The organism is Ruegeria sp. BC6 (assembly GCF_056539185.1).
Window position 1 is genome coordinate 61,483 of the sequence record NZ_JBQFUM010000002.1, and the last position, 21,320, is coordinate 82,802.

Below are 21,320 nucleotides of genomic sequence, written 5' to 3' on the forward strand. Positions count from 1 at the left end.
CGCGGGTTGAGTCTCTATTTGCTGACGATTTCCATCGAATAGGTGCGCCGGGCCGAGGCCGGCGGCGGCGGGAAGGGCGCGGCGGCCCGGACCTGCGCCAGTGCGACCTGATCCAGCCGGGCGGAGCCCGAGCTGCGGGCGACGCTGACCGACGCCAGCGCGCCGTTGTCGGCGATGCGAAGGGCCACCAGAACCGAGCCTTGGATATTCACGCTTTTTCGACGGGCGCGCAAAATCTTGCGCTTGACCAGACCGGCATAGGTGCTGGCCTCGGCATTTCCCTGTTCCTGCGCAGCGCGGTTCGTCCGTTTCGCCGAGGCCGCCCCGGTCACCGCCTTGCCGGTGGCGCTGCCCTTTTTTCGGCTGTCCGCGGCATTGCCGGTCGGGGTGGGCGGTTTTTGAGGCCGGGCCTGCTGCGGCTCGGGTTTTTGCAGGGTCGGCGTATGGGCGTTCTGCCGCCGGGCCGGGGCCTGCGCCTGCACCCTGGTGGCCGGCTGCGCGCGCGCACGGTCCGCCGGGGCCTCGGGCGCGGTCCGGGCCGGGGCAACGGGTGAGTGCTGCGCGGCCACCGGGGGCGGGGCCATGGTTCCGGCCGCGTAATCCCGGAACGAGGACCCCAGCGCCGCTGGGGCAACCGCGCCACCGCCCTCGACGAAAACCGCCTCGTCCGTGTCGAATTCGAACAGGGCGGCGGCGTGGGTGGCGGCGGCCAGCACGACCAGCACGGCGGCCATGATGCGGGATTGCGGGATCATGGCAGGCCCCGCTCGGTCACGACGAAGACCCGGTTGGCGCCCAAGGCCCGCAGGGCGTCGCTGATCTGTTTCAGCCGCACCGCCGGCAAGGCCCGGTCGGGCACCAGCCGCACGGCGTCCAATGGCAGGTCGATCGAGGCGCGCTCGACATAGGCCGCCACGTCGGTCAGCTCGGCCCCGCGATATTCCAGCACGCCGTCGGCGCGGATGACCAGCGCATCCGGCGGCTCGCGCCCTTCAAGATCCGCCGTCCGCACCAGTTGCACCGACTGGCCCAGGGGCGGCGCCAGCGTGCCCGCGATCATGAAGAAGACCAGCATCAGAAAGACCACGTTGATCAGGGCGATCGTCGGCTCGCGGCCGGGTTTCGTTTTGGGGGTCAGCCGGATCATCCGATGACCTGCGTGCTGAGCCGGGACACGGGTTCAAGGGCAGTCAGCAAGTCGATCAACTGCTGCGCGGTCGCCCCGCCGCCCAGGCTGATCAAGGCCAGCTGGTCGGTTCGGCCGTCGAACCGGGCGGCGACCGCGTCGGGCGCGACTTCGGTGCCGTCGATCAGGATGCGGTCGCGCTCCAGCTTGATGAACCGGATGGGCCGCTGGGCCTGCGCCCCGCCCGCCGCGGCGGTGGTCAGCTCGATCTCGGCGTATTTCGAAAAGGTCGAGGTGAGCATGAAGAACAGCAGCAGCAGAAAGATCACGTCGATCAGCGATGTTATCGACAGGCGCCGGCGCCGCCTTTTGCGGGTTTCAAGTGCCATGGGCCAGCGCCTCGGACGGCGGGATGGCCGGGCATGGCGCGGCGGCGTGGCCGGGGGCAAACACCGTGCGCAGGGCGCGGTTGGCAAAGACCCGTTCGCGGGTCATGCGCGCCTCGAACCAGGTCAGGACCAGCGCGGTGGGCATGGCCACGGCCAGCCCCGCGGCGGTCGTCATCAACGCAACCCAGATGCCGCCGGCCAGCAGCGCCGGATCCACCGCGTTGCCGGCCGCCTGAAGAGTGCGGAAGGCCTCGATCATGCCCAGCACGGTGCCGAACAGCCCCAGCAGCGGCGCAAGCTGCGAGACCATGTCCAGCACGTTCAGCCCGCGTTCCAGCCCGGCAAAACGCGCCTCGGCCTCGGCATCGGCGCGGTCCATCAGTTCCGGGCCATGCCCGTCCAGCGCCATGGCGACCACCGGCGCCAGATAGCTGCGGCTTCGGTCCAGATGCGCGCGCGCGGTTGCCCGGTCGTTGCGGTCCCAGGCTTCGATGGCCTGCGACAGCTCGATATGCCGCCCGACCCCGGCGGCCTTGTACTGCCACAGCTTGTAGAGGATCAGCGCCATGGTCGCGACCGAGGTTGCGATCAGCACGGCCACGACCGGGCCGCCCAGGTCCAGAATTGCGGTCAGTCTTTGCAGAAACGCATCCATCGGGTCATCCAATCAATTCGGTTTCAAGGCGGCTGCGCAGCGTCAGGCCGGATAGGCAGGCATCGGTCAGATCGCCGGGATAGGCGCAGTCCTGCACCCCGTTGATCAGGATCCGGCTGATCTGATTGCAGGCCAGGCCGGCGAATTTGAACTGGCGTACGCGGGGCCGCCCGGCGGGCAGGTCCTGGAAATCCAGCAGCGTCAGTAGGGCCACTTCGCCTTGCGCGCCGAACAGCACCGTTTCATAGACGGCGCCGCCGATATCGGCGGGATGGGCGTTTTCGACCACGAAGCTCAGCAGGCAGCCCTGATCCTGGTCCACGGCCGAGCTGAGCTCGATCGTGACGCCGTCCGCGCCCTGCGTGTCTTCGGCACTGGCCAACCCCGCCCCCGCGATGGGGGGCAGGGCCAGCAGGACCGCCCGAACAAGGTGATGCATGGCTTTTGTCATGACGGGTCCTTTCCGTGTGGGGTTTAGAAGGTCTTGGCCACGGTCAGCTTGAAATTCCGGCCTGGCGAATTGCGGGTCGACAGGTTCGGCTGATAGGCCTTGTCAAAGATGTTCTCGATCCCGGCGCGCAGTTCGAAGCCTGCCAGCGCGCCCTCTTGCGGCAGATAGGTCGCGCGCAGGGTGTTCACCCCGTAGCCGCCCACCGGACCGCCCGAGGAATCGAGCCCCGACCTGGCGCCGAAGATCTCCCAGCTGACATCCAGGGTTTCGCCGAACCGCTTGCCCAGGGTGATCCGCGCCGAGTCCGTGGGTTCGTTGCGCCACGGCGATCCGATGCCCGCCGCGCTGAATTCGGTGGCGCTGACGATGTTGGCGTTGAAATCGACGTAGAAGCCCGTGGCATGGGCATAGGACGCCTCGATCTCGACGCCCTCGGTTTCGACCTTGGACAGGGGCAGGGACGGCGTGCCCGACACGTACGAGGTGATGTCCCTCAGATCGGTGCTGTAGAGATTGACCTTGGCGCGCAGGGCGTCGCCGGCGGCGAAGATGTCGCCGCGGTCATAGGAAAAGCCGGCCTCCCAGGTGCGGGATTTCTCCGGCTGGGTCATGTAGAGCGGTGTGCCCAGATCGTCGATGATCGGCAGGCTTTCGGTATAGGCCCCGCCCGCGAACACCGCGAAGCCGCTGGCAAATTCATAACGGGCCGACAGGCCGCCCATCAGCGCGTCGTTGTCATAGCTGGCGTTGAAGGGCGCCGCCGCGTCGCCGTTGCCCTTGATGTCCTGCGTTTCGTACCGCAGCGCGGGCGTGACGGTCAGCTGGTCGCCGAACTGGATGTCGTCAACGGCAAACAGCGCGATACGGCGGTCGGTGCCACCCGGCGCCGATGGGGCATCCAGCCGCTCGCGGTCGATGAATTCCACCCCGAACCGCAGATCATGCGACGCGGCCCCGGTCTGGAAATACGCGTTGTTCTTGATCGTCAGCTTGGTGGTTTCGTAATTGTGCGTAGCATCGGCCAGCGCCCGGATGCCGGGGAAGAAGGGCGTTCCCTCCAGACTGGACGAACCGGGCACATAGCTGCTGTCGATGGATTGTTCGGAATAGCTGAGATTGACGTCCAGATCGACCAGATCGTTGCCCGCCGGCCGGTACTGGTAACGCAGAACGGCGATCCGGGTTTCGATGTCGCGGTCCACGTTGCCGAAGGCGTCCGCCGTCGTACCGAAGGAATCATAGGGCACGTCGCGCTCTTCCGAGGTGGACTGGTTCCAGGACGCGGTGATCGAATGTTCAAGGTTGTCGCCAAAGCTGTATTTCCCCTTGGCCAGCAGCGACGGCAGGGTAAAGGCGCTGTTGCCGATCGTGTCGCCGTTCCCGTCCTTCTGATCGCTTTGGTCGCGATAGGTGTAGTTGAACAGGAATTCGGTCTGCCGGTTGGGTTGCCACGCAAGGATCGACGACGAGGCAAAGCCGCTGCCGTTGGAATACCCCTCGAGCGTCTGGCGGAAGCGGAACCCCGGTTCGCCACCGGTAAAGTCGGACGCGTCCTTGGTTTCCAGCTGAACCACGCCGCCGACGACGCCCGAGCCGTATTCGAAGGACCCCACCGTGCCGCGGATGACCGAGACGCTTTTGTACAGCTGCGGATCGGTGAACATCTGGTTGCCGATCCGGTACAGCTCTTCCGCGCCGGTGGTCGCGCCGTCGACAAGGATCAGAACCTTCTGGTCGGTGCCGAAGGTGCCGTTGGCCCCGTATCCGCGGATATTGATGCCCGATCCTTGCGGGGTCGAGCCGTTCACCAGGGTGACGCCGGGAACCGAATCGATCAGTTCGGCCACCGTGTTGGCCTGACGGTCATCGATCTCTTCCTGGTCGATATTCGTGACCGGAACCGCGGTGGCGGTCTGGATCTCGCGTTTGCTTTCGCCCAGTTCCAGGGTCCCGAGGAACCCGTCATCCTGTTCCTGCGCCCAAACCATGGACGCCGTCAAACCAAGGCAAGAGGCCGTCCCAAGCAGGCCTGCAATATGAGTACGCGCACGCATTTCTGTCCCTTCGAAACAAGTGTGAGGACCGGAGATGCTTGCAGTTCGCTGGCGCTGGTCAGTTTTTTTTCTGTTTTTTGGAATCGCCTGTTCGCGGCGACTTGTGCTCGTTAATAAAGGTGACTAAAACAGTCAACATAATTTCGTGCCTGTAATTTTGGCACTGCCAGCAGGGCGCTGTTTGCGATCAGCACCCGGGCCAGCACCCCCTTGGAACCACGAAGAAGACGGGAAACCCGCTATGGAACAGGTGCTTATGGCTCCTCAGGATATTCGTGCTGCCTATGCGCAGAAGACAGGCCAGCGAGACCGCGATTTCGCGGAATCGCTGGGGTTGAGCGAGGGCCAGCTGGTCGCGGCCTTTGCAGGGCAGGGCGTGACGCGGCTGAACCCCGGCCTTGACGGGCTGTTCGGCCAGTTGGCCGGCTTGGGCGAGGTCATGGCGCTGACGCGCAACCCGTCCTGCGTGATCGAAAAGATCGGGCGATACGACAATTACCACAGCGGCCAGCATGCCGCGATGGTGCTGACCGAAGAGATCGACCTGCGTATGTTCCCCGCGCAATGGCGCCATGTCCTTGCCGTCGAGCGGGAAACCGAGGCCGGTCTGCGCCGCTCGATCCAGGTGTTCGATGCGGCCGGGGATGCGGTTCACAAGATCTTCCTGCGCGATGGCTCGGACCTGGGCCACTGGGACAGTTTGGTTCGGACACTGGCCGCCGAGGATCAAGGCCAGACGATGACGTTCGCGCCGCGCAAACCGGCCGAAGCGCCCAAGGCCAATGCCGACAAGGCCGACGCGCTGCGCCGCGAATGGGCCAAGATGACGGACACGCACCAGTTCCTGCGCCTGACCTCGAAGCTCAAGATGAACCGGCTGGGCGCCTATCGCATCGCGGGCGAACCGCTGGCCCGCGCGGTTGATCCCGCGGCGGTCACCGACCTGTTCGAACAGGTGCGGGACCGGCACATCGAGGTGATGATCTTCGTCGGCAACCGCGGCTGCATCGAGATCCACGGCGGCCCGGTGCAAAATCTTCAGCAGATGGGGCCGTGGTTCAACGTGCTGGATCCGGGCTTCAACCTGCATCTGCGCAGCGATCACATCGCCGAGGTCTGGGCCGTCGACAAACCGACCCAGCGCGGCCCGGCGATCTCGGTCGAAGCCTTCGACGCGGACGGCGCCCTGATCCTGCAGATCTTCGGGCGCCGCACCGGCGAGGCCGATCATCGCCCCGCCTGGGATGCGCTGGTGGCCGCGCTGCCCGGCCCGGCCGATACCGGAGCGGCATGATGCGGGGCCTTGTGACACTCTGCGCGGCATTGCTGGTTTCGGCCGCGGCCGCGCAGGCCGAGAGCAAACGCGTGATCGCCATCGGCAGCTCGCTGACCGAGATCGTCTATGCCCTGGGCCAGCAGCACCGGCTGGTCGGCCGTGACCGCAGTTCGACCTGGCCGCCCGAGGCGGCGGATCTGCCCGATGTCGGGTATCGCCGGGCCCTGTCGCCCGAGGGCGTGCTGTCGGTTGCCCCCGACATGATCCTTGCGCTCGAAGGGTCGGGCCCGCCCGAGACCATCGCTGTGCTGCAAGAGGCCGGCGTGGATTACGTCACCATTGCCGACGAATTCTCGCGCGATGGCGTCATCGACAAGATCCGCGCCGTGGGGGCCGCGCTGGGGTTCGAGGCCGAGGCCAAAGCTCTGGCGGCCGAAACCGCGCGCCGGCTGGACCGGGCGCTGGCCGAGGCGTCTGCCGCGCAGGACGCGCCGGTGACCGTGCTGTTCCTACTTTCGGCACGGGACGGCGCGTTTGTCGTCGGCGGGGCCGAGACCCAGGCCGACACCATCATCCGCATGGCCGGTGGCAAAAACGCGGCCGCCGATGTGACGGGTTTCAAGACGATGACGCCCGAAGCCATGGCCGCCACCGCGCCGGACGTGATCCTGATGATTGAGCGCCAGGGCGGGCCGATCCTCTCGGAGGAAGAGCTGTTCGCGCTGCCCGCGGTCCGGCTGACTCCGGCAGGGCGGAACCGGGCGCTGATCCGGATGCCCGGCGCCTATCTGCTGGGCTTCGGCCCGCGCACCGCCGACGCGGTCATGGATCTGTCGGCCGCATTGCGGGGCGTCCGGGGCTCATGACGCTGGCACTGGACAACGGCGCGCGCCCGTCCGCCGCGGCCCGCAGGTCGCGGGCGGCATGGGTGACCCTGGCCCTGGTCGGCCTTCTGGGCGTGACCAGCATGGCCAGCATCTCGGTCGGCGCGTCCGAGGCCTCGTTGAAGATGGCCGTGTCGGATCTGCTGCATGGCCGGGGCCTGTCGGATCTGAACCGGATCGTGCTGTGGGACATCCGCCTGCCGCGGCTGGCGATGGGCATCCTGGTCGGGGCGGCGCTGGCGGTGTCGGGCGTGGTGATGCAGGGGCTGTTCCGCAACCCGTTGGCGGATCCGGGCATCGTCGGCGTCAGCGCCGGGGCGGGGCTGGGCGCGATCACCGCCATCGTCTTCGGCAACCTTCTGCCCGCCGCCGTTCTGGCCTGGGTCGGCAGTGGCCTGGTCGCGGTTGCCGCCTTTCTGGGCGGCTGGGCGTCGGTTCTGATCCTCTATCGCGTTTCGACGCGTCGGGGGCAGACCTCGGTGGCCACGATGCTGCTGGCCGGCATCGCCTTGGCGGCCCTGTCGGGCGCGGTGTCGGGGGTCATGGTGTATATCGCCGACGATCAGCAGCTGCGCGATCTGACCTTCTGGGGCATGGGGTCGCTGGCCGGCGCGACCTGGACCAAGGTCGCCACCGCCGCGCCCTTGATCCTGGCGTCGATCCTGTGCGCGCAGCGTCTGGCCCGCGCCCTGAACGGCCTGGCCATGGGCGAAGCGGTGGCGCATCACATCGGCATTCCGGTGCAACGCAGCAAGAACATCGCGATCCTGACGGTGGCCGCCGCCACCGGCGCGGCCGTGGCCGTTTCGGGCGGGATCGGGTTCATCGGCATCGTCGTGCCGCATCTGCTGCGGCTGGGCACCGGCCCCGATCACCACCGGTTGCTGGTGAATGCGGCCTTGCTGGGCGCCGCCCTGTTGCTGGCCGCCGACATGATCAGCCGGGTGATCGTGGCCCCGGCCGAGCTGCCGATCGGCATCGTCACGGCCATTCTGGGCGCACCGGTGTTCTTCTGGATCCTGCTGCGCCGCCACGGATCGATGGGAATGTGAAGGATGAAAGCTGAAAATCTCGGCGTCCGCATCGGGCGCAAGCAGATCCTGCGCGATGTGGATTTCCTGGCCGAACCCGGACAGGTCACCGCGATCATCGGGCCCAACGGCTCGGGCAAATCCACCTTGCTAAGGGCGCTGTCGGGCGACATCCCGTACACCGGCCGGATCACCCTGAACGGTCTCGACATCGCGGCCCTGCAGCCCTGGGAGCTGGCGGCGATGCGGGGCGTTCTTCCGCAATCCTCGGCGGTCGCCTTTCCCTTCACCGCGCTGGAGGTCGTGCGGCTGGGCCTGCCCGGTGGCCTGGCCGACGGCGACGACACCCTGCCGTCGCGCGCCCTGGCGCATGTGGATCTTGCGGGGTTCGAGCCGCGCTCGTACCAGAACCTGTCCGGCGGCGAGCAGCAACGCGTACAGCTTGCGCGCGTTCTGACCCAGGTCTGGAGCGCGGTGCGGCGCGACCGGCCGAGCTGGCTGTTGCTGGACGAACCCGTCGCCAGCCTGGACATCGCGCATCAGTTCACGGTTCTGCGCATCGCGCGCGAATTCGCCGATCAGGGCGGCGGCGTCGTGGTCGTGATGCATGACCTGAACCTGACCGCGCTGTTCGCCGACAAGGTCTGCGTGCTGTCGAACGGAGAGGTCTGGCGCACCGGGGCGGTTTCGGATGTCATGACCGACGCGGTGATGCGGCAGGTCTATGGCATCGATCTGCCGGTCAGCACGCTGCCGGCAACCGACGTTCCGTTTGTCTTGCCGCAGGCTCTGGTTTGAGGCCCAATCCCCACTGAGCCAAACTGCATTGCAGCCAGATTTCATGCTGCGGGCGTACCAATCCAACGCACGGTCCCACGAGCTTCACTACGACGCTTGGGACCGTGGTTCGGAATTTAGCGAAACCATTTTGCGAGAATTTCGAAACCGTGACCCCGGTTCGAAGTTGCGCTTGATGGGTCAAACGGCAGGTGCTTCACTTTTTCAGTGCGGGGCGTGTTCACATGCGAAACGCGCTCAATACACCCGAGACGCTGACCCGATCTCGACGATCAGGCCCGTCCGCCTGGTCGCTTTCGATCAACGAGAATCAGCGCCGAAGACGACCAACATGGAGAGATTCAACATGAACAAACTTGCTACGTTACTGGGGGGCGCATCGATGGCGGTCGCTGCCCCGGTTTTTGCTGCCGATATCGTGATCGGCGTGCCGAACTGGGCGTCGGTGAACGCCACCGCGCACATTCTTGAAGTCGTTATCGAAGAAAACCTTGGCCTTGATGTCGAATTGCAGAACGGCACCAACCCCATCGTCTTTGAAGCGATGGATTCCGGCGCGATGCACGTCCATCCGGAAGTCTGGATGCCGAACCAGCAGAACCTGCACGACACCTATGTCAAGCAGAACGGCACAGTCGTGATGAACGAGAACCCGGTTCAGGCCGAGCAGGGTATGTGCGTTCCGACCTACATTGCCGAGGAATATGACATCAAATCCATCGACGACCTGAGCGATCCGGACAAGATGGCCATTTTTGACACTGACGGAAACGGTACCCCCGAGGTTTGGATCGGCGCACCCGGCTGGGCTTCGACCGTGGTCGAGAAGATCCGCGCCAAGTCCTATGGCTATGACCAGATCTTCGAGCTGACCGAGTACGAAGAAACCATCGCCTATGCCAACCTGGCAAACGCGACCAAGGCCGGCGATCCGTGGATCGGGTTCTGCTACAGCCCGCACTACATCTTCGTGACCCAGGATCTGACCGTGCTGGAAGAGCCGCCGCATGATCCGGCCACTTGGACGATCGTTCAGCCCACCGATGACCCGGACTGGCTGGACAAGTCCGAGGCCTCGACCGCGTGGAACGGGGCAACTCTGCACCTGCACTACGCCAAAGAGCTTGAGGAAAACCACCCCGAGGTCGCGGCACTGTTCCGCAACTACCAGATGCAGGGTGATGATCTGAGCGCGATGGGCAAGGCGCTGGCCGTGGACAACATGGAAGCAGCCGATTTCGCCCGCCAGTGGGTGGCGGAAAACGAAGACACCGTTATCGGCTGGCTGACGAACTAAATCACAAACGCATGGGGCCGTCGCGACTGATCGCGGCGGCCCTTTGCCTGTTTGCCGGGATGCAACCCCGTAGATGAGGGGCAAATGGACGAACCTGTCGTAAAACTAGAAAATGTTTGGAAAATTTTCGGCGCACGGGCCGAAGAAGCCATGGCTGCGGTCCGGAATGAAGGTATTGGAAAACCTGAAGTTCTTGAAAGATTCAATTGCGTGGTCGGCGTTCAAGGCGCCACGTTCGAAGTGCCGCGTGGCGAGATTTTTTGCATCATGGGCCTGTCGGGTTCAGGCAAGTCGACCCTTGTGCGCCATGTCAATCGCCTGATCGAGCCCACGGCCGGAAAGATCGAGATCATGGGGCAGGACGTGTCCAAGATCTCCGAGTCCGAACTGCGTCGCATTCGCGCCCAGCAGATCGGGATGGTGTTCCAGCACATGGCGCTGATGCCGCACCGTTCGGTGCGCGACAACGTGGCCTATCCGCTCGAGATCCGCAAAGTCTCGAAATCCAAGCGCTGGGCGGTGTCCGATCATGCGCTGGGCCTGGTGGACCTGACCGGCTACGAGGACCGGCTGCCCAAGGAACTGTCCGGCGGGATGCAGCAGCGCGTGGGCATCGCGCGCGCGCTGGCCTCGGACCCGGAAATCCTGTTGATGGATGAACCATTCTCGGCACTGGACCCGCTGATCCGGCTGCAATTGCAGGATCAGTTCAAGGCGCTGGTTGCGCAGCTGAAAAAAACCACGCTGTTCATCACACATGACCTGGACGAGGCCATTCGCATCGGCCACCGCATCGCCATCATGAAGGACGGTGTGATCGTCCAGATCGGCACGCCCGAGGACATCGTGATGAACCCGGCCGACGACTACGTGCGCGAGTTCGTGCAGGGCATATCCAAACTCAAACTGGTCAAGGCGCATTCGATCATGGAGCCGCTGGACAGTTATTCCGGCCCGCTGGATGGCGCGCCGCGTGCCGATGAGGGCGCAGACCTCGACCAGCTGATCGACCTGGCCGTGAACACCGAGCTTCCGGTGGTGATCACCGATGGCGGTCAGGATGTCGGCGTCGTGACCAAACCACGCCTGTTGCGCGGAATTCAGGGGGGCAAAAATGACTGATGCAACCACGGAATTGAAAGTCACGGCCGCCTCCGACATCGAGGTGGACCGCGAGGCGCTGGATCGGTCGATCCACGAATTCGCAGGCCCCAATGGTGACTACTACGTCAACGCCTTTCACAAGATCCACGATGCGACCAGTCCGATCCCGAACACGTTCAACCTGTGGGCGGCGGTGCTGGGGCCGTTCTGGTCCGCCTCGCGGGCGATCTGGGGGATGTTCTGGACCTTTCTGATCCTTGAGATCATCGCCTGGGTGCAGATCGGGCGCGGTGCCTGGGGCAACCCAGGGGCCGATCTGGCCGAACGCGCGGCCCGTCAGCAGGAACGCGCAAACGAGCTGCTGGCTCGCGCGGCGGATGCAACCGAAAAGGCAGATATCGACCGGTTCAACAAACTGGCCGCAAATATCCAGAAAGCGGCGGACAGCAGCCTTGAGAAAGCGCAGCTGGCACAGTCCGAAGCCCTGGGGATCATGGTCACCGGGCTTCTGATGCTGTTGGTTTTCAAGCTGGTTCAGGGGGTCTACGCTGACCGGGTGTACGAAAAACAGTACTCGAACTGGCGGATCAACCCCGACAACACCGAAAGCGGCCGCTCCACGCGGAACACGGTTCTGGGTGCGGTTCTGATCGCTGCGATCGGACCGCTGATCGTTTACAAATTCACGGTGAATGCCTCGCTTCCACTGCTGGATGCCTTCCCCGAAAAACAAGTATCCGAGATGATACTCGGGCCTGATCAGGGAACACTGTTCTCGGTCGTGGCCAGCTGGATGGAGGCCCGGATCGACGCCGCAGCCGCCGCGGGCGGAGACATTTTCGACGGGATCGTTGCCGGTGTACGCTCGGTTCTGGACGGGCTGACCGTGGCCCTGATCGGGTCGCCTTGGCCGGTGGTCATGCTGGTGATCTGCGTGACCGCGTGGCGCGCGGCGGGTCCGCGCGTGGCGATCTTCACCGCCGCGTCGCTGGCCTATATCGCGTTGCTGGGATACTGGGACGTGGCAATGGAGACGGTGGCACTGGTGGGCGCGGCCGTGCTGCTGTGCGTCACCTTCGGCATTCCGCTGGGCATCTGGTTCGGCAAGTCCAAACGCGCCTATCGCGCGGCCGAGCCGGTGCTGGACCTGATGCAGACCCTGCCGGCCTTCGTTTACCTGATCCCGATCATCGCTTTCTTTGGCACCGGAAACCCGCCGGGCATCCTCGCTACGATCATCTTTGGTATGCCGCCGGTGATCCGCCTGACAGCGCTGGGCATGCGGGGGGTGCCGGAAAGCATAAAAGAGGCCGCCGTGGCCTTTGGCGCCTCGAAATGGCAGTTGCTCAAGGACGTGGAAATCCCGCTGGCGCTGCCGTCGATCATGACTGGCGTGAACCAGACCATCCTGATGTGCCTGTCGATGGTCGTGATCATCTCGCTGATTGGCGGCGGGGGTCTGGGCAAGGAAATCCTTGAGGCGCTGCAATACGCGGCCAAGGGTCCGGGCCTACTGGGTGGCTTTGCGATCCTGTTCCTGGCCATGGTCATGGACCGCATCGTTCAGGGCGCCTTCCGACGCGAAGACGAAAAGATCTGACGCGACAGCCGCCCCCCTGGAATACCAGTGGGGGCGGTTTCAATTCAGGGCGGGGAGACACGATGGCGGACCGCTACGAACAATCCATGATGGACAACCTGTACTGGTGGGGCGTGCCCACCCTGTTCCGGTGCCCCCATGTGGGGCCGCAGGACCAGGATATCGCCCTTGTGGGCGTGCCGCATTCCGCCGGCAACGGCACCACCGAGCGCGACCAGCATCTGGGCCCGCGTGCGCTGCGTCATGTCTCCGCCGTGCAGCGCCGGGTGCATTCGCTGTTCCAGATCGATCCGTGGTCGAGCGCGCGCATTGCCGATGTTGGCGACGTGCCGTTCCCGCGCGCCAACGACAACGAGGATTGCATCGAGCGTATAACCGCCTTCTACCGTGACATCGACGCCGCCGGTGCGCGGCCCGTTTCGGTGGGCGGCGATCACTCGATCACGGGCGGGATCGTGCAGGCGCTGGGCCGAGGCGAACTGGCGGGCGGGCAACCGGTCAGCTTTCTGCATCTGGATGCGCATACGGATGTGTTCACCAAGGTCGATCATTTCCTGGGGGCCAAGAAGTCCGCCGCGCATTGGGGGGCTTACCTGGCCGATCAGGGGCAGGTGGACCCGACCCGGTCGATGCAGATCGGGTTGCGGGGGCATCCGCGCAGCCTCGACTGGCTGCAGCCTTCATATGACTATGGCTACAACATCGTCACCATGCGCGAGTTCCGCCAGCGTGGCTTGGCCGATGTAGTGGCCCAAACGCGCGAGGTTCTGGGCGACCGGCCGGTCTACATCACCTTCGATCTCGACTGCCTTGATCCAACCATCGCGCCGGGCGTGTCGAACCTGGAACCCGGCGAAAAGGGTTTTGACATCGACGAGGCCGTGGGCATCCTGCATGCCGCGCGGGGGCTCAACATCGTCGGCGGCGATGTGGTCTGCATGATGCCGACCAAGGACAGCCCCAACAACATCACCGCGCTGACGGCGGCGGCGGTCATGTTCGAGATGATCTCGATGATCGCCGAGAACGTCGCGCGGGCCTAGCGCCGCGCGTCGATCGCCTGGGCCAGCACGCACAGCAGTTCGAACATCAGCGAAATGCCCAGCCACGCGGTGCCGCCCGCTGGGTCGAAGGGCGGCGAGACCTCGACCAGATCCGCGCCCACAAGGTTCAGACCTTCCAGCTTGCGAATGACCTGCTGGGCCTGAAAGCTGTTGGGGCCGCCGATCTCGGGCGTGCCGGTGCCGGGGGCATGGGTGGGGTCCACGAAATCGATGTCATAGGTGCAATAGCAGGGCGCGTCACCGACGATGGAGCGGACCTCGGTCATGACATCGTCGATGCCACGGTCGAACAGCTCTTCTATGCGGATGATGCGGATGCCCTGCGCCTCGCCCCATTCGATATCCTCGGTGTTGTAGGCGGTGCCGCGAATGCCCACCTGCACGAACCGTTCGGGATCGACCAATCCTTCCTCGACCGCGCGGCGGAACGGGGTGCCATGGGTATATTTGTGCCCGCCGAAATAGCTGTCGAACAGGTCGGTATGGCTGTCGAACTGGATCAGCCCCAGAGGGGCGTCGCTGGCCAGCGCCCGCAGGACGGGCAGGGTGGTCAGGTGATCGCCGCCCGCCGTCAGGGGCACGATGCCGCGCAGCATCAGGTCAGTGTAGAAGCGGGTGACGCGGTCCAGCGTATCCTCGATATCCACCGGGTTGGGCGGCACGTCACCCAGGTCGGCACAGTTGACCAGCTCGAACGGGGCAACCCCAGTCACCGGGTTCATGGCGCGGATCATGGTGGATTGGTCGCGCAACTGCCGCGGCCCGTGCCGCGCGCCGGGCCGGTTGGTGGTGCCCCCGTCCCAGGGGATGCCGACCAGCCCAAGCTCGACCAGATCCATCCGGTCGTCGTCCGAGGTCAGGGCCGGCAGACGCATGAAGGTGGGGACACCGGCAAAGCGGGCCAGCTCCATCGCCGAGACGGGTTGAAAGAACGCATTTGCCATGGGGCCCCCTGTGTCGTCGTTTGCCCGAGCCTAGCGCCAAGCCCGCGTCAAAAACACCCGGTCCGCGACACAGTAACGTTGGATCAGGACAGAATCCGGAAATTGACGCGGATCTCGGCCTCCTGTTCGGGGCTGAGGTATTGCGGGTGATGCGTGCGCAGGATTTCACGCGCGCGGTCGCGGGCGGTCGACCAGGCATCGCGCGCGCCGCTGTCCTGCCAGTTGCGCGGCTCGGCCCGGTCGGCAAGGGCGGGGTAGAAATAGTCGCGCTCCATCGCTGCATGGGTGTGGGCGCTGCCCAGGAAATGGCCTTCGCCCAGAACCGACTGGCAGATCGCGTCAAAACCCAGGTTTTCTTCGGTCACCTCGATCCCGCGCAGGGCGCGATAGGTGTGCGAATGCATCTCGTCATCCAGCACGAACCCCTCGAAACTGACCCCCAGCAGCGAAGCCGTCATGCCCGAGCTTTCGTAAATCAGGTTTCCCCCAGCCAGGGCGGCGGCCAGCGAGGTGATGCCTTTCTCGGCGCCGTATTGCGCGTCGATGGCTTTGGCATCGGTCATCGAACAGGCCACGCCTGAGGGCAGCCCCAACCAGTTGGTGATCTGGGCCGAGGCCGCGTTCAGCACGGCGGTTTCGCCACTGCCGCCCGAAAACGCGCCGGTGCGCAGATCGATGATGAAGGGCCAGTTGGAAAACACCATGGGAAAGCCCGGCCGGATCGCGTTGACCATGACCAGGCTGGCCAGGGTTTCGGCCAGCGACTGGGCCAGAAACCCGGCCATGGTGGCGGGCGCGGTCGCCCCGGCCTGGGCGGCGGTGATGCAGGACATCGGAATGTTGTGCGCGATGCATTCATAGACCACGTCCACCGCATCTTCGCCGTATCGCAGGGGCGAGATCACCGGGCTGATATGCGCCTTCAGGAACGGGCGTTCCGCAAAGGCGCCCTGGCCTCCGGCGGCGATATCCAGCATCCGCACGATGGGCGCGACATGTTCGGCCAGCGTGAAAGAGGTCGCCACCGGTTTGGTGGTATTCCGGATCAGTGCATAGGCGGTATTCACGTCCAGATCGAAATTGTCCGGCACGTCGGTGGCGACGCAGCATCGGGTGAACCAGCTGACATTGGCCAGCGTGTCCTGAAGGCGGGTGAAATCATGCAGATCGGCCAGCGTCGACGGGCGATAGAGCCCGCTGTCCAGATCCAGCGTCTGGACCGCTGCGCCGCCAGTGCCGAAATGCACGCGGTCGCCGCCCACATCGATCGACCGGGCCGGGTCGCGCCCGTGCAGGGTAAACCGCTTGGCGGCCCGCCGGACCGCGCCTTCGACCATCGTGCGAGGAAAGACCAGCCGCCCCGGCGGGCCGGGCCGCGCGCCAGCGGCGATCAGGTCTTGTGCCAGACGGTCGGGCACTTCGCCCATGCCCAGCGTTTCCAGCAGGCGCAGGGCGGTGTCGTGGATCGCCGCGATCTCGGGCAAGGTCAGGGGTTTGTACTGGCCGCCGATCTGGCCGGGCGGGCAGGGGTCAAAGGCCGGTTTGGCCGCCCGTTGCGCCAGCCTGGCCCGCCGCCCGCCGCGTTTGCCCTGTTCTGGCATCTCCGAAGGCTCCTGATCCGATCCTGCCCTGCAAGATACGCGGCAACGCGGGGTGCGGCCAAAGCGGAACTGCCGTTTTGAAAAATCTCAATCCCCGTTTCGATTTTTCGGGACCGGTGACTGCGCCATTGCTCGCCCGCTGCGCCGTTCGGCAGGGTTCGGGGAATGTCAGAAGGAGCACACCCATGAAATCGCGCACCAAGGTCGTGGTGATCGGCGGCGGAATCGCCGGCTGTTCAACCCTGTATCACCTGACGCAGGAAGGCTGGAGCGACGTAGTTCTGGTAGAGCGCAACGAGCTGACATCCGGCACCACATGGCATTCGGCCGCGCAGGTGACGAATTTCGGAATGAACCAGACGATGGTGGGGCTCAAGTCGCATTCGATCCGCCTGTACAAGGAACTGGCCGAGGATCCGGACTATCCGATCAACTACCATCATGGCGACGGTGGCATCCGGTTGGCCAATACCGAAGCGCAGATGCAGGGCTATCGCCATTTCGCTTCGATGGCGCGGGGTATGGGCGTGTATTTTGAGGCGATCGACGCACAGGAATGCGCCCGTCGCCACCCGCTGATTTCCATCGACAATCTGTTGGGCGGGCTGTGGGATCCGCTGGACGGGGATATCGACCCGGCGCAGCTGTGCCAAGCGCTGGCGCGGCGGGCGCGCAAGGCCGGGGCCGAGGTCTATCGCAACACGCCGGTCACGGCCCTGACCCAACACAGGGACGACACCTGGACCGTTCATACCGAGCACGGCGACATCGACTGCGACATCGTGGTGAATGCCTGTGGCTACCGCGTGAACGAGGTGGGCGCGATGATGGGCGTGCACCATCCCGTGGCCTCGATGGAGCACCAGTATTTCCTGACCGAGGAAATCCCCGCGATCCGTGATGCGGGCCACCGCATGCCGCTGCTGCGCTGCCCGATCAGCGATTACTACTGCCGGCAGGAAAAGAACGGGTTGCTGTTGGGTTTCTACGAACAGGACTGCAAGACCTGGGGCATGGACGGGATCGATCCGAACTTCGTCAACGCGCTGTGCCCGGACGATCTGGACCGGGTGACCGATGTGCTGGAAGGCGCGTTTGCCCGCATGCCCGCCCTGATGGAGGCCGGGATCCACACGGTCGTCAACGGCCCTATCACCTACACGATCGATGGTGCACCCCTGGTCGGGCCGATCCCCGGCAAGCGCAACGCATTCTGCATCATCGGCCTGCGGGCCGGGCTGGGTGAGGGGGGCGGCCACGGCTGGCTTCTGGCCCAGCAGATCGTGCATGGCGAGGCCTGCTATGACACCTGGTGCCTCGACCCGCGCCGGTTCGCCGGGCATGCCAATGTCGAGCTGACCGCGCTGAAGGCGATCGAGGATTACCAGAATGAGTTCCGCTTTCACTTTCCGCACGAACACCGCCCCGCCGGGCGGCCCGCCAAGACAACGCCGCTGACCCCGGTTTTGGCCGCCGAGGGCGCGGAATTTACCGTGGTGAATGGCTGGGAGCGGGTCGAGTACATCAAGCCCGCGCCCGATTTCACGCCGACACTCAGTTTCGATTTTGACGAAACATTCGACGTGATCGCCGCCGAGGTTGCCAATGTGCAGCAGAATGCCGGGCTGGCCGAGGTGAACGGGTTCAACCGGATCGAGATCACCGGTACCGACCGGCATGCGTTCCTCGACAGGATGGTCTGCGGCGCGCTGCCCCGTCGCCCGGGTCGGGTGGGGTTGGCCTATCTTCTGAATCACAAGGGCATGGTCAAGGCCGAGGCGACCATTGCCAATCTGCCCGCCAGTGACCGGGGGCCGGATCGGGTTTGGTACGGCTCGGCCGCAGCGGCCGAACTGCATGACATGGATTGGCTGTCCCGGCACATCGCCCCCGACGAGGACGTGCAGTTGCGTAGCCTGACCAACGAGCAGACCATCCTGGTTCTGGCCGGACCACGGGCGCGTGACGTGCTGTCGGCCTGTTCGCGCGGGGATTGGTCGCGGGACGCCTTCCCGTGGCTCAGCGTACGCGAGTGCTTTGTCGGGATTGCGCCCGCCACCGTGATGGGCGTCAGTTTCTCGGGCGAACTGGCCTATGAGATCCATGTGCCCAACGCCTCGCTTTATACGGCCTATCTTGCGCTGCGACAGGCCGGACAGGCCTTTGGCCTACAATTGTTCGGCGCGCGGGCGATCGAGTCGATGCGGATGGAGAAGACCTTCCTGCATTGGAAGGCCGACCTGATCACCGAATATGACCCGTTCGAAACTGGGTTGGGCCGCTTTGTTAGGCTGGACAAGCCGGAGTTCATCGGGCGCGCGGCGCTGATCGAACGGCAAGCCAATGGGCCGTCGCGCAAGCTGGTTGCCCTGCAAGTGCAGGCCACGCACGCGCCCGCGCAACCCGGTGCGTCGCTGATGGTCGGGGATCGGGTGGTGGGAACGGTGACCTCAGGCGAGTGGGGGCATCGCACCGGGCTGAACCTGGCGCATGCCTTTGTCGAGCCGCACCTGTCAGCCGAGGGCAGCGAGATGATGCTGGACCTGTGTGGTGACAGGGTTCCGGCGCGGGTGATCCCTGCCTGCCCCTACGATCCCGAGTTCACCCGCATGCGCAGCTAATGGGTGTGACCAACATTCACCATTGCCCGAAAGCAAAAACTCTGTTTCGCTAGTTTCGATGAAATCGAAATTGCGGGAGGGTTTTGCCCCGTGTCCAAAACACTGAGCCTGCGCTGGTTGGAAGTGTTCCGCCTGATCGCCAAGTCCGGTTCGATTCAGCAGGTGGCCTCGGAAACGGGTTTGTCGATCAGCACCGTTTCCAACCATCTTCGCAGCCTGGAAGACGCCCTTGGCATCGCACTGGTGGATCACGGCCGTCGTCCGATGAGCCTGACACCGGCTGGCGAGGTATTTTCGCGCTATGTACGCGATGGCCTGACCGTGTTGAAGCGGGGCGAGGCCGAGATCCGGTCTGGCAACTGGCGCCACGCCACCGATCTGCGGCTGGCCCTGGTGGATGATTTCGACAACCAGATCGCGCCTGAACTGATCCGGTTCCTGGCCCATGCGCTGCCGCGCTGCAATTTCCGGCATTTCACGCGGCCCAGCCACGAGATCATCGAGAAATTGCAGGAGCACAAGCTGGACGCGGGCGTGGCGACCCGACCGCCGGGCGGCACACAGGGCCTGATCGAATATCCTTTGATGCGCGATCCGTTCATCGTGATCTTGCCCGAAAAGTTCAAGGGCGAGGTGCAGGACCTGTTCTCACCCCATTCCGACCTGCCACTGCTGCGGTATTCGCGAGACTACACGATCGGCAAGCAGATCGAGATCCAGCTGACGCGCAACAAGTACAACCTGCCCAACCGGTTCGAGCTGGAATGCAATCAGTCGATCATGGGGTTGGTGGCCGAAGGCAGCGGATGGGCGATCACCACGGCCGGGTGTTTCCATCGGGCGCATCGCTATCATGACTCGGTGCGGGCCACGCCTTTTCCGGGTCGGAACTTTGTCAGGATCGTTTCTCTGTTCACGACCGAGGTCTATCCGGACACCACTTCAAAACTGATCCACAAGGCCCTCAGCAGCTTGATCCGGCAGTATTTCACCGAGCCGATGTGCAAGCGGCATTTGTGGCTGAAGGGTGATTTCCGGACGATGGAAGATCAGGCCGCCTGACCTAGGCACACGGATCACGCCGAGTCGGCAGGACCCAGGGACTGTCGTTCAACGATATGCGTGAACAGGTGTTCACCGGCCGCCGGGTTCCTTTTTTCAACCATTTCGATCAATGCCTTGGCGGCTTTTCCACCCATTTCTCGATGCGGCACATGCACAGTGGTCAAAGCCGGGCGCAGGATCCGGGCCAATTCGATGTCATCGAACCCTGTGATCGAGACATCCTGCGGCACTTTCAGCCCCATGTCCTGAGCCCTGAGCAAGGCGCCAGCGGCCAGGACATCGTTACCGCACATGACGGCCGTCGGCGGCGTGTCCTGCGACATGATACGCGCGAAGGCTTCTGCGCCGTTTTCGATCTCGTACGGGGTCTCGATGACCTGAAGCACCTGCGGGTCAAGCCCTTGCTGCCGAACAGCGTCGCGCACCCCGTCCAACCGAAGGCGTGCGCGGTCGTTGCCGTGGGTGATACCCGATATCACTGCAAGCCGCCGGTGCCCGAGGTCGAGGACCCTTTTTGCCAGCTCGTACATGGCCGCACGGTTGTCGAAACCGATGGAGGGCAGACGTCCGTCCGGGGAAAATGACCACGCGACCAGCGCCGGAATTTCTCGGTGCTCAAGAAATTCGTAGATGCGTGGCGCCCGGTCGTGTCCGATCAGCAGCAGGCCATCGGCGCCGCGGGCAACCAAAGTACGGATCTGCTCTTCTTCGGTGGCCGGTTTGTAGGCCGAACTGGATACCAGCAGCGTATATCCATGTTGGTGCAGCTCTTCCTGAAAGGCCTGCAAGCCGCGCGCAAAGATGGCGTTCTCCATCGTCGGGATGATCGCGCCGATGGTAAACGTGCGTTTGGCCGCCATGACCCGAGCCGCGAAATTCGGTGTATAGCCCAGCGCCTCGATCGCCGACTGCACGCGTTTGCGGGTCGCTTCGACAACCCGATCCGGCGTGTTGAGGCAACGCGAAACCGTAGCCGTGGAAACGCCCGCCTTTCTGGCAACGTCATCCAGTGTCGGGGCGGGCTTCAGCTTCGACATTTCCAAACCTAATCTTTGCTCTGTCCAATTCTAACCGGATCGGATTGGCAAGGAAAGTTGAAATGTAAGCGCTTGCATTTTCCATGTAAGCGCTTACAAATGGCATCAGTGCCGATTCTAGCCGGAGTCCCGAACATGTTTCTTGCCGCATCCGCCGTCGTCTTCGTCGTCTATTTCGCGAACGTGGCGCTGGGTGCGTTTGCAGGCCGCGCGTTTCTTGGGGATGTGGGCGAGATGCTGGTTCTGTTCGCGGCGTCGATCCTGTTCGTTGTCGCAATTCTGAAAAAAGAGGCCGCACGCGAGGAGAACGGCGGCTGAATTTT

The 21,320-nt window shown here is 64.4% G+C and carries 20 protein-coding genes; 11 read left to right on the plus strand and 9 right to left on the minus strand.

Annotated elements, in window-relative coordinates; genetic code table 11:
• Window positions 1–14: 14 nt before the first annotated feature.
• From ACR0MM_RS07740 to ACR0MM_RS07765, 6 genes are read right to left on the minus strand one after another with little or no spacing between them, the layout of a single operon-like run.
• Entirely contained in the window at window positions 15–755 is a 741-nt protein-coding gene (locus tag ACR0MM_RS07740; RefSeq protein ID WP_480695418.1) for an energy transducer TonB, read from the minus strand.
• The gene (locus ACR0MM_RS07745; RefSeq protein ID WP_170390774.1) at window positions 752–1,147 is read right to left on the minus strand and encodes an ExbD/TolR family protein; all 396 of its coding nucleotides are present in this window, start codon (window positions 1,145–1,147) and stop codon (window positions 752–754) included. The genes ACR0MM_RS07740 and ACR0MM_RS07745 overlap by 4 nt, the downstream gene beginning before the upstream one ends.
• Window positions 1,144–1,515 carry a biopolymer transporter ExbD gene (locus ACR0MM_RS07750; RefSeq protein WP_480695420.1) on the minus strand — a complete coding sequence of 124 codons (372 nt, stop codon included), beginning with the start codon at window positions 1,513–1,515 and terminating at the stop codon, window positions 1,144–1,146. The genes ACR0MM_RS07745 and ACR0MM_RS07750 overlap by 4 nt, the downstream gene beginning before the upstream one ends.
• Window positions 1,505–2,170: a MotA/TolQ/ExbB proton channel family protein gene (locus ACR0MM_RS07755; protein ID WP_480695422.1), complete on the minus strand. Its 666-nt coding sequence runs from the start codon at window positions 2,168–2,170 to the stop codon at window positions 1,505–1,507. Before ACR0MM_RS07755 ends, ACR0MM_RS07750 begins: the two co-directional genes overlap by 11 nt.
• Before the next feature lie 4 nt (window positions 2,171–2,174).
• Window positions 2,175–2,621: a hypothetical protein gene (locus ACR0MM_RS07760; RefSeq protein WP_480695424.1), complete on the minus strand. Its 447-nt coding sequence runs from the start codon at window positions 2,619–2,621 to the stop codon at window positions 2,175–2,177.
• A gap of 23 nt (window positions 2,622–2,644) precedes the next feature.
• Window positions 2,645–4,609: a TonB-dependent receptor domain-containing protein gene (locus ACR0MM_RS07765; protein WP_480695426.1), complete on the minus strand. Its 1,965-nt coding sequence runs from the start codon at window positions 4,607–4,609 to the stop codon at window positions 2,645–2,647.
• A gap of 307 nt (window positions 4,610–4,916) precedes the next feature.
• Between ACR0MM_RS07765 and ACR0MM_RS07770 the strand changes: the two genes are divergently transcribed.
• The 8 genes from ACR0MM_RS07770 (at window position 4,917) to ACR0MM_RS07805 (ending at window position 13,708) form a co-directional block, all read left to right on the plus strand.
• Window positions 4,917–5,969 carry a hemin-degrading factor gene (locus ACR0MM_RS07770; RefSeq protein ID WP_480695427.1) on the plus strand — a complete coding sequence of 351 codons (1,053 nt, stop codon included), beginning with the start codon at window positions 4,917–4,919 and terminating at the stop codon, window positions 5,967–5,969.
• Complete coding sequence (locus ACR0MM_RS07775) at window positions 5,969–6,817, plus strand: heme/hemin ABC transporter substrate-binding protein (protein WP_480695429.1); 849 nt, start codon at window positions 5,969–5,971, stop codon at window positions 6,815–6,817. The genes ACR0MM_RS07770 and ACR0MM_RS07775 overlap by 1 nt, the downstream gene beginning before the upstream one ends.
• Entirely contained in the window at window positions 6,814–7,887 is a 1,074-nt protein-coding gene (locus tag ACR0MM_RS07780) for a FecCD family ABC transporter permease (RefSeq protein WP_480695431.1), read from the plus strand. The genes ACR0MM_RS07775 and ACR0MM_RS07780 overlap by 4 nt, the downstream gene beginning before the upstream one ends.
• Window positions 7,888–7,890: 3 nt before the next feature.
• Window positions 7,891–8,664 (plus strand): heme ABC transporter ATP-binding protein, encoded by a 774-nt coding sequence (locus tag ACR0MM_RS07785; protein ID WP_480695433.1) that lies wholly within the window; start codon window positions 7,891–7,893, stop codon window positions 8,662–8,664.
• Between the two features lie 346 nt (window positions 8,665–9,010).
• On the plus strand, window positions 9,011–9,961 hold the full coding sequence (locus ACR0MM_RS07790) for an ABC transporter substrate-binding protein (protein ID WP_170356986.1): 951 nt from the start codon (window positions 9,011–9,013) through the stop codon (window positions 9,959–9,961).
• Window positions 9,962–10,045: 84 nt separating this feature from the next.
• Entirely contained in the window at window positions 10,046–11,083 is a 1,038-nt protein-coding gene (locus tag ACR0MM_RS07795) for a quaternary amine ABC transporter ATP-binding protein (RefSeq protein ID WP_170339611.1), read from the plus strand.
• Window positions 11,076–12,665, plus strand: a complete 1,590-nt coding sequence (locus ACR0MM_RS07800; RefSeq protein ID WP_480695435.1) for an ABC transporter permease — start codon at window positions 11,076–11,078, stop codon at window positions 12,663–12,665. Before ACR0MM_RS07795 ends, ACR0MM_RS07800 begins: the two co-directional genes overlap by 8 nt.
• A gap of 62 nt (window positions 12,666–12,727) precedes the next feature.
• On the plus strand, window positions 12,728–13,708 hold the full coding sequence (locus ACR0MM_RS07805; RefSeq protein ID WP_170365095.1) for an arginase family protein: 981 nt from the start codon (window positions 12,728–12,730) through the stop codon (window positions 13,706–13,708).
• On the opposite strand, the gene ACR0MM_RS07810 is transcribed toward ACR0MM_RS07805, so the two are convergent.
• Both ACR0MM_RS07810 and ACR0MM_RS07815 read right to left on the minus strand, forming a co-directional pair.
• Window positions 13,705–14,673, minus strand: coding sequence for an agmatinase (locus ACR0MM_RS07810; protein ID WP_480695438.1), 969 nt, complete (start codon window positions 14,671–14,673; stop codon window positions 13,705–13,707). The genes ACR0MM_RS07805 and ACR0MM_RS07810 overlap by 4 nt on opposite strands.
• Before the next feature lie 83 nt (window positions 14,674–14,756).
• Complete coding sequence (locus tag ACR0MM_RS07815; RefSeq protein ID WP_480695439.1) at window positions 14,757–16,274, minus strand: trimethylamine methyltransferase family protein; 1,518 nt, start codon at window positions 16,272–16,274, stop codon at window positions 14,757–14,759.
• Between the two features lie 185 nt (window positions 16,275–16,459).
• Here ACR0MM_RS07815 and ACR0MM_RS07820 point away from each other — a divergent pair, with 185 nt between their 5' ends.
• Together ACR0MM_RS07820 and ACR0MM_RS07825 are read left to right on the plus strand one after the other, a co-directional pair.
• Window positions 16,460–18,895 carry a GcvT family protein gene (locus tag ACR0MM_RS07820; RefSeq protein ID WP_480695441.1) on the plus strand — a complete coding sequence of 812 codons (2,436 nt, stop codon included), beginning with the start codon at window positions 16,460–16,462 and terminating at the stop codon, window positions 18,893–18,895.
• Between the two features lie 90 nt (window positions 18,896–18,985).
• Entirely contained in the window at window positions 18,986–19,957 is a 972-nt protein-coding gene (locus ACR0MM_RS07825) for a LysR family transcriptional regulator (RefSeq protein ID WP_480695443.1), read from the plus strand.
• A gap of 14 nt (window positions 19,958–19,971) precedes the next feature.
• Here the strand turns inward: ACR0MM_RS07825 and ACR0MM_RS07830 are convergent, their stop codons facing one another.
• Window positions 19,972–20,997 (minus strand): LacI family DNA-binding transcriptional regulator, encoded by a 1,026-nt coding sequence (locus tag ACR0MM_RS07830; RefSeq protein ID WP_480695445.1) that lies wholly within the window; start codon window positions 20,995–20,997, stop codon window positions 19,972–19,974.
• A gap of 135 nt (window positions 20,998–21,132) precedes the next feature.
• On the opposite strand from ACR0MM_RS07830, the gene ACR0MM_RS07835 reads away from it, so the two are divergent.
• On the plus strand, window positions 21,133–21,315 hold the full coding sequence (locus ACR0MM_RS07835) for a hypothetical protein (RefSeq protein ID WP_170451146.1): 183 nt from the start codon (window positions 21,133–21,135) through the stop codon (window positions 21,313–21,315).
• Window positions 21,316–21,320: the final 5 nt, after the last annotated feature.

Bases quoted from the DNA above. Each gene is read 5' to 3' on its own strand.
- ACR0MM_RS07740 (WP_480695418.1), bottom strand. From the start codon at position 755: ATGATCCCGCAATCCCGCATCATGGCCGCCGTGCTGGTCGTGCTGGCC.
- ACR0MM_RS07745 (WP_170390774.1), bottom strand. From the start codon at position 1,147: ATGATCCGGCTGACCCCCAAAACGAAACCCGGCCGCGAGCCGACGATC.
- ACR0MM_RS07750 (WP_480695420.1), bottom strand. From the start codon at position 1,515: ATGGCACTTGAAACCCGCAAAAGGCGGCGCCGGCGCCTGTCGATAACA.
- ACR0MM_RS07755 (WP_480695422.1), bottom strand. From the start codon at position 2,170: ATGGATGCGTTTCTGCAAAGACTGACCGCAATTCTGGACCTGGGCGGC.
- ACR0MM_RS07760 (WP_480695424.1), bottom strand. From the start codon at position 2,621: ATGACAAAAGCCATGCATCACCTTGTTCGGGCGGTCCTGCTGGCCCTG.
- ACR0MM_RS07765 (WP_480695426.1), bottom strand. From the start codon at position 4,609: ATGGTTTGGGCGCAGGAACAGGATGACGGGTTCCTCGGGACCCTGGAA.
- ACR0MM_RS07770 (WP_480695427.1), top strand. From the start codon at position 4,917: ATGGAACAGGTGCTTATGGCTCCTCAGGATATTCGTGCTGCCTATGCG.
- ACR0MM_RS07775 (WP_480695429.1), top strand. From the start codon at position 5,969: ATGCGGGGCCTTGTGACACTCTGCGCGGCATTGCTGGTTTCGGCCGCG.
- ACR0MM_RS07780 (WP_480695431.1), top strand. From the start codon at position 6,814: ATGACGCTGGCACTGGACAACGGCGCGCGCCCGTCCGCCGCGGCCCGC.
- ACR0MM_RS07785 (WP_480695433.1), top strand. From the start codon at position 7,891: ATGAAAGCTGAAAATCTCGGCGTCCGCATCGGGCGCAAGCAGATCCTG.
- ACR0MM_RS07790 (WP_170356986.1), top strand. From the start codon at position 9,011: ATGAACAAACTTGCTACGTTACTGGGGGGCGCATCGATGGCGGTCGCT.
- ACR0MM_RS07795 (WP_170339611.1), top strand. From the start codon at position 10,046: ATGGACGAACCTGTCGTAAAACTAGAAAATGTTTGGAAAATTTTCGGC.
- ACR0MM_RS07800 (WP_480695435.1), top strand. From the start codon at position 11,076: ATGACTGATGCAACCACGGAATTGAAAGTCACGGCCGCCTCCGACATC.
- ACR0MM_RS07805 (WP_170365095.1), top strand. From the start codon at position 12,728: ATGGCGGACCGCTACGAACAATCCATGATGGACAACCTGTACTGGTGG.
- ACR0MM_RS07810 (WP_480695438.1), bottom strand. From the start codon at position 14,673: ATGGCAAATGCGTTCTTTCAACCCGTCTCGGCGATGGAGCTGGCCCGC.
- ACR0MM_RS07815 (WP_480695439.1), bottom strand. From the start codon at position 16,274: ATGCCAGAACAGGGCAAACGCGGCGGGCGGCGGGCCAGGCTGGCGCAA.
- ACR0MM_RS07820 (WP_480695441.1), top strand. From the start codon at position 16,460: ATGAAATCGCGCACCAAGGTCGTGGTGATCGGCGGCGGAATCGCCGGC.
- ACR0MM_RS07830 (WP_480695445.1), bottom strand. From the start codon at position 20,997: ATGTCGAAGCTGAAGCCCGCCCCGACACTGGATGACGTTGCCAGAAAG.
- ACR0MM_RS07835 (WP_170451146.1), top strand. From the start codon at position 21,133: ATGTTTCTTGCCGCATCCGCCGTCGTCTTCGTCGTCTATTTCGCGAAC.